The sequence below is a fragment of the Nocardia sp. NPDC060220 genome (assembly GCF_042727815.1).
Classification (GTDB): Bacteria; Actinomycetota; Actinomycetes; order Mycobacteriales; family Mycobacteriaceae; genus Nocardia.
In genome coordinates, this window is record NZ_JBHWZY010000136.1 from 1 (window position 1) to 11,040 (window position 11,040).

At 67.2% G+C, this 11,040-nt stretch carries 11 protein-coding genes; 6 read left to right on the plus strand and 5 right to left on the minus strand.

Annotation, left to right across the window (positions count from 1 at the left end):
- Positions 1 to 32 precede the first annotated feature (32 nt).
- Complete coding sequence (locus tag ACFWF3_RS09675) at positions 33 to 1,052, minus strand: 2Fe-2S iron-sulfur cluster-binding protein (protein ID WP_379313267.1); 1,020 nt, start codon at positions 1,050 to 1,052, stop codon at positions 33 to 35.
- A 95-nt stretch (positions 1,053 to 1,147) separates the two neighbouring features.
- Here ACFWF3_RS09675 and ACFWF3_RS09680 point away from each other — a divergent pair, with 95 nt between their 5' ends.
- From ACFWF3_RS09680 to meaB, 5 genes are read left to right on the plus strand one after another with little or no spacing between them, the layout of a single operon-like run.
- Positions 1,148 to 2,551: a class I adenylate-forming enzyme family protein gene (locus ACFWF3_RS09680; RefSeq protein ID WP_379313268.1), complete on the plus strand. Its 1,404-nt coding sequence runs from the start codon at positions 1,148 to 1,150 to the stop codon at positions 2,549 to 2,551.
- Complete coding sequence (locus ACFWF3_RS09685) at positions 2,529 to 3,431, plus strand: acyl-CoA dehydrogenase family protein (RefSeq protein WP_379313270.1); 903 nt, start codon at positions 2,529 to 2,531, stop codon at positions 3,429 to 3,431. Before ACFWF3_RS09680 ends, ACFWF3_RS09685 begins: the two co-directional genes overlap by 23 nt.
- Complete coding sequence (locus ACFWF3_RS09690; RefSeq protein ID WP_379313271.1) at positions 3,418 to 4,506, plus strand: acyl-CoA dehydrogenase family protein; 1,089 nt, start codon at positions 3,418 to 3,420, stop codon at positions 4,504 to 4,506. Before ACFWF3_RS09685 ends, ACFWF3_RS09690 begins: the two co-directional genes overlap by 14 nt.
- Positions 4,507 to 4,508: 2 nt before the next feature.
- Complete coding sequence (locus ACFWF3_RS09695; protein WP_067444721.1) at positions 4,509 to 5,276, plus strand: enoyl-CoA hydratase/isomerase family protein; 768 nt, start codon at positions 4,509 to 4,511, stop codon at positions 5,274 to 5,276.
- Positions 5,277 to 5,302: 26 nt separating this feature from the next.
- Positions 5,303 to 6,190: a methylmalonyl Co-A mutase-associated GTPase MeaB gene (gene meaB, locus ACFWF3_RS09700; protein WP_379313272.1), complete on the plus strand. Its 888-nt coding sequence runs from the start codon at positions 5,303 to 5,305 to the stop codon at positions 6,188 to 6,190.
- An 835-nt stretch (positions 6,191 to 7,025) separates the two neighbouring features.
- On the opposite strand, the gene ACFWF3_RS09705 is transcribed toward meaB, so the two are convergent.
- The 4 genes from ACFWF3_RS09705 to ACFWF3_RS09720 all read right to left on the minus strand — a co-directional run bounded on the left by ACFWF3_RS09705 (position 7,026) and on the right by ACFWF3_RS09720 (position 10,543).
- The gene (locus tag ACFWF3_RS09705; RefSeq protein ID WP_379313273.1) at positions 7,026 to 9,239 is read right to left on the minus strand and encodes a hypothetical protein; all 2,214 of its coding nucleotides are present in this window, start codon (positions 9,237 to 9,239) and stop codon (positions 7,026 to 7,028) included.
- Positions 9,236 to 9,562 carry a type VII secretion target gene (locus ACFWF3_RS09710; RefSeq protein ID WP_379313274.1) on the minus strand — a complete coding sequence of 109 codons (327 nt, stop codon included), beginning with the start codon at positions 9,560 to 9,562 and terminating at the stop codon, positions 9,236 to 9,238. The genes ACFWF3_RS09705 and ACFWF3_RS09710 overlap by 4 nt, the downstream gene beginning before the upstream one ends.
- A gap of 340 nt (positions 9,563 to 9,902) precedes the next feature.
- Entirely contained in the window at positions 9,903 to 10,253 is a 351-nt protein-coding gene (locus ACFWF3_RS09715) for a hypothetical protein (RefSeq protein WP_379313275.1), read from the minus strand.
- Positions 10,250 to 10,543 carry a hypothetical protein gene (locus ACFWF3_RS09720; protein WP_379313276.1) on the minus strand — a complete coding sequence of 98 codons (294 nt, stop codon included), beginning with the start codon at positions 10,541 to 10,543 and terminating at the stop codon, positions 10,250 to 10,252. Before ACFWF3_RS09720 ends, ACFWF3_RS09715 begins: the two co-directional genes overlap by 4 nt.
- Before the next feature lie 256 nt (positions 10,544 to 10,799).
- On the opposite strand from ACFWF3_RS09720, the gene ACFWF3_RS09725 reads away from it, so the two are divergent.
- A partial coding sequence (locus tag ACFWF3_RS09725; RefSeq protein ID WP_379313278.1) for a hypothetical protein occupies positions 10,800 to 11,040 on the plus strand: 241 nt, incomplete at its 3' end.

Genomic DNA, 11,040 nt, shown 5'->3' on the forward strand with positions numbered 1-11,040 from the left:
GGTCCCGGGGTCCGTCGGCGTGCGCCGGGCGCTCACTCGTAGCGAACGGTGGTCTCGGGCGTGTCGGGAATCGCCTGGCAGGTGAGCACGTAGCCCTCGGCGACCTCGTCGTCGGTGAGCGCGTCGTTGACGCGCATTGTCGCCGAACCCTGGGTGAGCACGGCCATGCAGGTCGCGCAGTTGCCCGATTCGCAGGAGAACGGCGGGGTGAGGCCGCCGCGTCGCGCGCTCTCCAGCAGCGTCTCGCCCGCGTTGCGCGGCACGGTCACCTTCTTGCGGCCGAGGATGACGGTGACCGTGCCCGCGGTGGCGGCGGGCTCCGGCGTGGCGGTGGGTTCCGGTTCGGCTACCGCGACAACCGGTTCGGCCGCGCCGAAGCGCTCACTGAAGATCGCGCCCGGACCCGGCAGCGCTTCCTCCACCATCGCCATGAACGCCTCCGGCCCACAGATGTAGCTGTCGGCCGCGGCGTCGGCGCCGACGAAGGCGCGCACGGCGGCCGGATCGAGCAACCCGCTGTCGGCATCCAGATGCCGGAGCACCTCGAGCCGGGTGGGGTAGCGCGCGACCAGTTCCTCGAGGGTGGCATCGAAGATCGCCGACGCCCGGTCGCGGTCGACACACAGCAGACGCACCCGACGATCGGTCGTGGCCAGCGCGCTCTTGGCCAGCGACAGGACCGGGGTGATGCCGCTGCCGCCGGAGAAGCCGAGCAGGGGGCGCTCGCTCTCGCGCAGACAGAATTTGCCCGCCGGCCTGCTCATCTCGATCACGTCCCCCTCGCTGAGGTTGTCGATCAGCCAGTTCGACACCCGCCCGCCGACGACCCGTTTGACCGTTGTCATGAGCTCGGCGTCGGTTTCGGGCGCGCTCGACATGGAGTACGACCGGAACAGCTCGACATCGTCGACGCGCACCCGGAACGTGCAGAACTGGCCGGCGACATAGGACACCGCGCCCTCGTGTGGAGCGAGGACGAAGGTGCGGGCGTCGGCTGTCTCCTTGATGATCCGGGTCACCGTCGCGCGTTGGAACAGGGGAGTTCTCGCCATGGACCGGCTCCTTCTGGTATGAAGATTCTTATGGAAAGAGAATACTATTCTCTCTTGCAAGATGGGATCTTCTCAGTCCCGGCCGCGGAGGCGAGATGAACGACCGGATCGCACTCAGTTTCGACGAGCGGCACTACACGCTCAGCGAGTTGGACGGGCTCACCGCGGGCCTGGCCGAAGCCCTGATCGAACGCGGTGTGCGCCAGGGGGATCGGGTCGCGCTGATGTCGTCGAACCGGCCGGAGTTCGTGCTCGCGGTGCGCGCGATCTGGCTGGCCGGCGGCGCGGTGGTGCTCATCAGCCCAGCGTGGAAGCGCGGTGATGTCGAGCACGCGCTGGCCGTCACCGAGCCCGCCTACGCCATCGGTGACCAGCCGGTGCTGGCCGAGCTGATGCCCACGCTCTCGCTCGACGCCCCGATCACCCCGAGCACCGCCACTTTCGCCGAGCCGGTGCCATCCGAGGACGCGGTGCTCGTCTTCAGTTCGGGCACAACGGGATTGCCGAAAGCGGTGCGCCACACGCACGCGTCGTTCGCGGCCGCGGTGGAGCACTGGCGGGTGGCGCTCGGCTTCACCGGCGACGACCGGATTCAGATCGTCACCCCGCCCTCGCACATCCTCGGGCTGCTCAATATCGTGCTGGCGCTGCGGACCGGCGCCTGGATGCGCCTGCATCGCCGGTTCGATCTCGATCGGATGCTGCACCACATCGAGGCCGACCGGATCACCGTGGAGATGGCGGTCGCGCCGATCGCGCTGGCGATCGCCTCCCATCCCGACCTCGAGTCCTATGACCTGTCGTCGTTGCGCTACATCATGTGGGGCGCGACGCCGGTGACGCCGAGCGTCGCCGAGACCGTCACGCGCCGAACCGGTGTCGCGTGGGTGCCCGCCTACGGCGCCAGCGAACTGCCGGTGATCGCCTGCAATCCGCTCGAGGGCGCACGCCTGGACAGCGTGGGGCGCCCGGTGCCCGGCGTCGAGATCCGGGTGGTCTCCACGACCTCCGGCGAGGAGGTCGAAGCCGGCGATACCGGCGAGATCCAGGCTCGCTCCGCGTCGTCGATGGCCGGATACCTCCCCGACGACGCGACCGCGGCGGCCTACGCCGACGGCTGGTACCGCACCGGCGATGTCGGCTATCTCGACGACGACGGCTGGTTGCGGCTGACCGACCGGCTCAAGGAGATGATCAAGGTGCGCGGATTCCAAGTGGCGCCCGCCGAGGTGGAAGCCGTCCTGCACGGCCACCCGGCCGTGGCCGACTGCGCGGTCTTCGGTGTCCCCGATCCGGCTGACGGCGAGGTGATCGTCGCCGCCGTCACCACCACGGGCTCGGTCGACGCCGACGAACTCATAGAGCTGGTCGGCACCCGGCTGGCCTCCTACAAGCGGCCGCGCCGAGTGGTGTTCGTGCCCGAAATCCCGCGCCTGCCCTCCGGCAAGGTGCTGCGCCGAGTACTGAAGGAGAGCCATGGACGTCCGGCTGACCTCTGAACAGCGACAGCTGCGCGACGCCGCTGCGAAACTGGCCGACGACCTCGGCCCCGGCTCGGTCAGCGACCTGGCCGACGAACAGCGGATCGCCCGGCTCGAGAAGACGGTCGCCAGCACCGGCTGGCGAGCCCTGCGCTCCGACGGCGCCTCCGGCGTCGAAGTGGCCATCGTCGCCGAGGAATTCGGCCGCGGGCTCGTCGACGTGCCGTTCCTCGGTCCACTTCTCGCCGACGACCTCTGGTCGCCCCCCGAATCGGTACCGCACTGGACCGTCGCCGTCGACGACCGCGCGATCGACGCGCGAGGCGCCCGCCAGGCCCTGATCGTGCGAGGCGAGTCGATGCTGGCCAGCGCGGTCGCCACCGCGACGACCGGCGCCGATCAGACACGGGCCGAGGCCGCGCTCACCGGCGTTCCGAAACTGCTCGGCGAGCTGTCCCCGGCGCAGGTCACCCAGTGGCGAGCGCTGGCGCTCGTGACCACCTGCGCCGATCTGGTCGGCACCGCGCGCGGTGCGCACGCACTGGCCACCGACTACGCGAAAGTCCGTGCGCAATACGGCAAGACGATCGGTTCCTATCAGGCCGTCGCCCATCTGCTCGCGGAGAGCCTCGCGCTGATCGAGGGCTCGGTGAGCGTGCTGCGCCACGCCGCGTGGGCCGTGGACGCGATCGAACCCGAGCGAGCCGTGCAGGCGGCCGTGATCGCCAAACTCTATTGCGCCAGAGCGGCATTGACCGTGTGCGAGACCGCGGTGCAGGTGCACGGCGGAATCGGCAACACCTGGGAGTGCCTGGCGCACGTGTATCTACGGCGGGCGCTGACGTCCACCGAGCTGTTCCCCACGAGCCTGGAGGAGATCGACCGTGGACTTTCGTGATTCGCCCGAGGAAGCGGCGTTCCGGGAACGCTTGCGCGAGTGGCTGTCCGGTGTCGCGGGACAGTTCCCGACCTCGGGTGACGAGTACTGGGCCAAGCAGGGCGAGTGGCATCGAGCGCTGCACGCGGCGGGCTTCTTCGGGCTGTCGTGGCCGCGCGAACACGGCGGCCACGAACTGCCCCCGGTCTACGACGTCATCCTCGACGAGGAGCTCGCCCTGGCCGGCGCGCCACCGCGGCCCAGCCTGGGCTATCTGATCCAGGGTCTGGGCAGGCACGCCGGCAAGCAACTGCAACAGCGCTTCCTGCCCGGCATGATCGACGGGACGCAGCGCTGGTGCCAGGGGTTCAGCGAACCGGACGCGGGTTCGGACCTGGCCGCGCTGCGGACCACGGCCACCCGTGAGGGCGATTCCTATGTGCTGCACGGGCACAAGATCTGGACGAGCTATTCCGACGTCGCGGACTGGTGCCTGCTGCTGGCCCGCACCGACTCCGAAGTGCCACGGCACAAAGGCATCTCGGCCTTCGTGGTGTCGATGAAACAGCCCGGCGTGCAGCAGCGGCCGCTGCGCATGATGAGCGGGATCACCACCGAATTCGGGCAGGTGGCCTTCGACGGCGCGGTCGTGCCCGCCGATCAGATGGTCGGATCGCCCGGCGACGGGTGGAAATTGGCGATGACGGTGGTCGGGCACGAGCGCGAACCCTCCACGCTCGGCTACGCGGCCCGCTACGGCAAGCTGGTGCGCCAGATGGCGGCCCGGACCTCGGGACCGCTGCCCGCCGAGCTGGCCTGGGCCGCCGTGCAGACCGAGATGCTGCGCCTGCACGTGCGCCGGCGACTGTCCGAACAGCTCGACGGTGTCTCGCACGGCCCGGAGGGTTCGCTCGACAAACTGCTCATGACCTGGGTGGAACAGTCGGTCGGTCATGCCGCGCTCACCGTCGGCGGCACCCGCGATCCCGAACTGCTCAGCGCCTACCTCTACAGCCGCGCGCAGAGCGTCATGGGCGGGACGTCACAGATTCAGAAGAACATCATCGCCTCGCGCATTCTCGGATTGGGAGCCTGACCATGTACGACCTGCCTGCCGAAATCGACGTCCGCGCCGAAGGTCCGCTGCGGATCATCACGCTGAATCGGCCCGACGCGCTCAACGCGGTCAACGACGACCTGCACACCGGGCTCGCGCAGCTGTGGCCGCGCCTGAGCGAGGACCGGGAAGCCCGCGTCGCGGTCCTCACCGGCAGCGGCAAGGCGTTCTCCGCCGGCGGCGACTTCGCCTACCTCGCCGAGCTGAGCCGCGACGCCGACCTGCGCGCCAAGACGATCGCGCACGGGCGCGACCTCGTGCTCGGCATGGCGCGCTGCCGGATTCCGGTGATCGCGGCGGTCAACGGACCCGCCGTCGGCCTCGGGTGCAGCCTGGTCTCGCTCAGCGACATCGTCTACATCGCCGAGACCGCCTACCTCGCCGACCCACACGTGCAGGTGGGCCTGGTCGCCGCCGACGGCGGCCCGCTCACCTGGCCGCTGCACACCAGCCTGCTCTTCGCCAAGGAGTACGCGCTCACCGGCGCGCGCATCCCGGCCGAACGGGCCAGGGAGATGGGTCTGGTAAACCACGTCGTCGCCGACCCGGTGGCCGAGGCGCTGGCCTGCGCCAAGCGCATCCTGGAACTGCCTCGCCAGGCCGTCGAGAGCACGAAGCGACTGCTCAACCTGCACCTGGAACGGGCGGTGCTGGCCAGTCTCGACTACGCGACCACCGCCGAGGAGATCTCGTTCCAGACCGCGGATTTCCACGCCACCATCGAGCGGCTCACCGCGGGCAAGAAGTAGCCGGACCGGACACTCGGGAGCCGTCGATGAACACTGGCCTGTCCGACGACATCGCCGAATTGATCGCCATGGCCCGCGCGGGTTCGATCCGCGCGGCCGGGCGGTTGCTGAGCCTGGTCGAGAGCGAGCGCCGCGAACAGGTGCTCGCCCACCTCGATCCGGCCCCGGTGCGTGTGATCGGGCTGACCGGGCCGCCGGGCGCGGGCAAGTCCACCACCATCGCGGTCCTGGTGACCGGTTACCGCGCGCGCGGGCAACGGGTGGCGGTGCTCGCCGTCGACCCGTCCTCGCCCTACAGCGGCGGCGCGCTGCTCGGCGACCGCATCCGGATGGCGGCGCACATCGACGACCCCGACGTCCTGATCCGTTCGGTGGCCACCCGCGGGCACCTGGGCGGCCTGGCCGCCGCCGTGCCCGCCGCGATCCGGCTGCTCGGCGCACTCGGCTACGGCCTGGTCCTGTTGGAGACGGTGGGGGTGGGCCAGTCCGAGATCGAGATCGCCGCGGTCGCGGACCCGACCGTGGTCATCCTCAATCCCGGTGCGGGCGACGCGATCCAGGCCGCCAAAGCCGGGCTGCTCGAGGTGGCCGACATCCTCGTCGTCAACAAGGCCGACCGCGACGGCGCCGAGCAGACCGCGCGCGAACTCCATATCGAAACCGGCCTACCCATCCTCACCCTGGTCGCCTCACGCGGCACCGGGGTCGAGGAGCTGATCGAGGCGATCGAGACCTACCACCGGGCCGACACCGCCGCGCGCGGCACGGCCCGCGCGCGGGCGCAGATCCTCTCGCTCGCGCAGTCACGGTTGCGCGGCCATCCCGGCCTGGACGAGTTGGCCGCTGCGGTCGCTGCCGGGGACCGCGATCCCTACAGCGCGGCGGAGCAGTTGCTGGTCGGAGTGACCCACTAGAAGCTGTTCTTCCGTGCCGGCTATTGCGGCCAGCCAGGGTAGGGCGGTAGTACCTCCGGGGCGGGAACGCGGGCACCCGGCTGATGTGCGGATCTGTTCGGGTTCAGCGATGCGGGAAATTCCGCGGGCCACTCACATGGTTGTTGTCTCCAAAGGGAGGTATTGACAGTGGCGGGATAACCCAAATTTTTCCATGCAGTGGGCAGGGGGTGTGCAGGGTACCTCGAACTGCCGGTCATGCGCGGCTCCGGGTTCGGAACGTTCGATCTCCACACCGCGAATCCTTGAATGAAATGAACCGCCTGTTCTGTGGACTTCTGGCCGAAGTAAGACAATTCTCCGGACGGCTGCTCTGACGCGTTCCGGCTGGAGAGATATTCTCCTTCCGTGTTCCCGAATGCCAGGTTACCGCCCCATATGCACGCGTCTACGGCCCACGATTCGAACCCGTTGCGGCCGCCATCTTGTTCGACGCGGCGTATTTGGGCGAATATCGTGCCTCGGACCTTCCAGTGGTAGTCGGCGGCTCGCTCATCCACTCGCCACAGAGTCGGCGGATCGTAGCTGAGCATTCTCAAACCCTGCCGCTCTTTCAATTCTTCCTCGCTGAAATGTCCGGCTCCTCCCAGGAACGCGGTCTCCACCACCGAACGCATCTGAACAGCGGCCCCGGTCTCCAGGTCGACGCCGGGTCCGGCAGTCCACTGGAAGTTGTAGTCGAAGCGGTCGGGCCACCGATCCGAAGGTTCGGACGGCCCAGCACAGGCGCTCAGCAGTAGGAAGAGGGCCATCCCTATCGCGGCGCCGCTCGCCGTGCGCCTGCGCTTTATCGATATCATTTCGGTTCGTTCGTCGAGCGGCCCGTATTCCATTGGAGTCTATATCTGTCTACGTTCGGAGCGTACTGCGCGAGGTCTTCGTTCAAGTAGGCGTAGCTGGTCTTCTGGTTGTCGTAGGAATTGCCGATGTCGGTAAACGAACGGAGTTCACCAGTTGTGGGATCGAAGTATTTGCCGATATTCGGGTCGTTCCGCAGATCGCCGTGGTCGGGCGAACTCGCGAGCCCCTGCAAGATGTTGTAGGACTGCGAAGCGATGCTGCCATCGTGGGAGAGATCGATGTGCGCACCTTCGGTAGCGACCGTCCCGAGAGTATCGAGCCGGACCTCGGAAGACATCGACTTCAAACCGAGTTCGAGCAGGCCACCCGCCACTGGGACCTTCTTCAGCTCGTACGCGGCGACCTCACGGATTCCGTCGAACAGCGCCATGTTGTTCTTCTGTGTGGTGGTGCCGTCGTCCTGTCGCGTCTTCAATTCCAGTTGCGCGCCGTCCTGTGCGGCTTTATCGATGTGGGCCCCCCATTCGGCCCAGCGAGTGTCGGTCATGCCCGTCGCGCCGTAGATCTGGTTGAGCCCGGCGATCTGCTGGTAGGCATTGGCGTTGAACATCTTGGCGGCTTCGGGATCGGAATCGATCACCGCGAAGACATTGCGCATCGACTCGGCGCTGAACGAACGCGTGTTGCTGTCGACGAAGCCGTGCGAGTTGAGATTGCTGTCGTCGACGCCGGCCATCGCGGGTATGTAGTTGGCGAGGGTGTCGCCCAGCTGGGCGGTGAGGTTCGGATTCAGGGCGCCGATGCTGGTCGGTGCGTTGCTGGGGTTCCAGTGCCCGGACTCGCTGGTGATGTGCAGCAACGTATCCCGATGGGTGGCGACGTAGTCGGCGATCTGGCGCGCGGACTGACCGGCCTCGGTATTGATGTGCCGGTCCGGGGAGGAGGCGTCGGTGTCGACGGTCTTCAGCAGCGCGGAGACACCCGCGTCGTCGCCGTCCCAGTTGTGGTCGAGCAGGGTGCCGATCGCGGCCTGATTGTCGAACTTCTCGCCCGGCGCCATCACCGCGTCCATGCCCTGACCGGTGAAGAAGTCGTTCACCGCGATGTGGTCGGAACTCACCTGGCTGAACAACTTGCTGGCGAGCGGATTCGCTTCGGAGTCGATCTGCTTGGTGATATCGGTGGCCTGGTTGAGCAGTGCGCGGTCGGCGTCACTGCCCTGGGCGACCTGGGACGACCCCTTGGACAGGATCTCGGCGACGGTTTCGACATTGGTCCGTTTCACCGAGGAGTTTCCCGGTGGATCGGTGAGCGCGGTGCGCACGGAGGAGGGCAGCGCGCTGAGCCCGCCGAAATCGACCCCTGCCTTGCCGCCCTGGGCCGCTGTCAGACCGTTGCCGGTGACCTGGGGATTCGAGGTGAGTTGCAAGGCGTCGGCCAGCCCGGCGGCGACCACCTTGTCCTCACCGTTGGGCAGGCCGGCGCCGATCTTGCTGATCTCGCCGACGGGTAGACCGTCGAGGTCGCGCATCACCGAATTGAGGTAGTCGAGGCGTTCCTGGGGCAGGTTCACCTGCCTGCCTGCGGCGAGGTCGGCCTTCTGCTGATCGGTCAGTGTCGTCGCCCACGTGAGACGTTCGACCTGTTCGAGGGTCGCGGTGCCGTTGCGGAAGGCGTCGACGTCCTCGCGGGCTTGGCGGGGATTCGCGCCCGCATTCGCCGGGGTCAGTTCGTTGATCGCGTCCACTGCGGACTTCACCCCGGCCGCGCAGTCGGCATCCGCCCATCCGAGTTCATCGGCCAGTCGCTGCAGGCGAACAGTCTGATTGGTCGCCTCCTGCGTGCGGCCGGCGTCGTCACCCTCGGCGGTGACGGTCCAGTCCGATTCGATCTTGTAGCCGGAGTTGGTCAGCGAGGTGTAGTCGGTTCGCAGCTGCGAGACGAGCTGGCCCATGCGTGCCTGGCCGTCGTTCAACGCGGTGGCCAGGTCCTCGTACGCGGCCGCGATCACCCGCATTTCGGTGACCTCGCGCGTACAGCGGCCGTCCACCGCGTTGCGCGCATCGCCCGACCAGTTCATCGCATCGATCGTCCGGTGCATTCCGTCGACCGTGTCGCGCACGCTGTTGGCGATCGTGGTCGCTTTCGTCGCGGTCGAGGCGAGATCCACGTTCCAGAATCGGACCTGCTCGGCGGCGGGCCGTTTCACTGCGGCATCTCCCCGGAATTCAAGTCGCTCACGGCGGCGATACGCGCCGCGGCGGCCACGTCGGTGTCGGTGTAGGACTCGGCGGAAGTGCGCAGTAGCGAGCCGAATTCACGGTAGCGACCACCGACGATCTTCAGGCTCCGGGTGCGCGCGGGCTCGATCCGATCGAGCTGCGGCGCGACATCGGCGCCCTGGAGAAAGGTACTGAGCGTGCCGAGCGAACCGGCCGATGAGTCCATGACCGGCAATCTGCCGATGTTGTCGTCTGCGAGTCTGTCCATTTCGGTTGCGGCAGAGCGCAACTCGGACGGTGAAACCTGCATGATCCCCCTCCGGATGATGTGCGGCCGATGGTATCAACGCCTCGATCGGGAGAGGGACTTCCGCAGAGCTGTTGGCTGAATATTCACCGATCGATAAGGTCCTGAGCTGTCCGCGAAACGAAGCCACCTATGAGCGCCGGTTGTCGAACAATGCTTCCGGACGAATGTAGTGATCTGTCGTCCGAGGACGAGCGAGTCTGTCACCGGCGAATGCGCTGGTGACAGACTCGCTATAACGGGGTTGCCTTCGCGCTGCCGGAATGAGGTTAGGTGGTTCTCCGTCTTACGCGGGCGCGCCGAGGTTTTCGGGTGGTTGGGCATGCAGGATCGGTCGGGGGGGTCAGGGCTGTAGGTACAGCCGCTCGTTGGGCAGGCGAGGCAATCCGGTGCAATGGCTGGGATAGACGGCGACGGTGCCGGGACGGCGGGCGGCCACATCACAGACGAACACCAGTGCAGCGGTCAGGCATGCCGCGAATTCCATTCGCACGCTGGGGAACTGGATCGCGAGATGGATGTCGGGCTCGTCAGGGCACGGTGATCGGCCAAGAGCATGGGCGCGTGGCCCGCTGACTTCGTCCGTGGGTGTGGCGGGCGCGCTTGTGAGCCAGCCGGCCTCACGCATCGCTTCGAGCGCTCGGCGCAGTTCAGGCAGTGACTGCTGGGGCACGGCGGGGGTGAGTCTTCTCATCGCGAGCTCTGCGGTTCCGGGAGAGGCTGCCCGACGGTTACCCGCCATTGGGCGTGCTGGTTCCGGAAGGCGTCACCGTTGCGGCGCAACGAGTTCAGGGCACGCGCCACGCGCCACGGCGACATGTTCAGGTTGCGCGCGATTGTGTTGGCGGTGAGCAGACCGCCCGGGGTCAGGACATCGAGCACCTGTTGCTCGACAACTGTCAGGCTCTTGGTAGTCGTGTCGGTTGGGAGGTCGGCGACTCGCCGCCGATTGTCAGTCGCTGATGAGTGCGTGAAGACCGTCATGGCTGCTAACTCCTGTGGGGTGGCGGTGTTTGCTGCTGATCACCCTCCCAGTCGGTCAGGGGCCTTCACACCTGCTGAGCGGTACGAGCTCCAACGGGTTCTTGGGTAGCTTGACCTGCTCAGATTGTTCGAAATACGGAAGTTGCCCATTGCGATGGGTAACCTTCCTCCCAACTACTGCTCATGGGGTGAAGGGCTGTTGGTCATGGGAACGTCGTCGAGGTCACCGGGCACGAACGCACGCACGAGTCATCAGATGAGTCCGCAGGCGCGCGGCCGGGAGCTGGCCGCGCAGGGCAAGAAACTGTGGACCGAGTTGGGGTCGGTAAAAGGTGCGGCGGCTGAGTTGATGGCCCGGTACCCGGACGTGCCGAGTTTGCAGGCGTACCGATACGCGGCGGGCCTATCCCAAGATCAGGCGGCAGCGCGATACAACGATGTGACCGGAAACCAGACCAGCCTTGGCGGCACATCTGTCAACGCCTGGGAGTCGTGGG

What these genes read in the sequence shown, in the direction of transcription:
- ACFWF3_RS09675 (WP_379313267.1), bottom strand. Translation starts at nt 1,052, where the DNA reads ATGGCGAGAACTCCCCTGTTCCAACGCGCGACGGTGACCCGGATCATC.
- ACFWF3_RS09680 (WP_379313268.1), top strand. Translation starts at nt 1,148, where the DNA reads ATGAACGACCGGATCGCACTCAGTTTCGACGAGCGGCACTACACGCTC.
- ACFWF3_RS09685 (WP_379313270.1), top strand. Translation starts at nt 2,529, where the DNA reads ATGGACGTCCGGCTGACCTCTGAACAGCGACAGCTGCGCGACGCCGCT.
- ACFWF3_RS09695 (WP_067444721.1), top strand. Translation starts at nt 4,509, where the DNA reads ATGTACGACCTGCCTGCCGAAATCGACGTCCGCGCCGAAGGTCCGCTG.
- meaB (WP_379313272.1), top strand. Translation starts at nt 5,303, where the DNA reads ATGAACACTGGCCTGTCCGACGACATCGCCGAATTGATCGCCATGGCC.
- ACFWF3_RS09710 (WP_379313274.1), bottom strand. Translation starts at nt 9,562, where the DNA reads ATGCAGGTTTCACCGTCCGAGTTGCGCTCTGCCGCAACCGAAATGGAC.
- ACFWF3_RS09715 (WP_379313275.1), bottom strand. Translation starts at nt 10,253, where the DNA reads ATGAGAAGACTCACCCCCGCCGTGCCCCAGCAGTCACTGCCTGAACTG.
- ACFWF3_RS09720 (WP_379313276.1), bottom strand. Translation starts at nt 10,543, where the DNA reads ATGACGGTCTTCACGCACTCATCAGCGACTGACAATCGGCGGCGAGTC.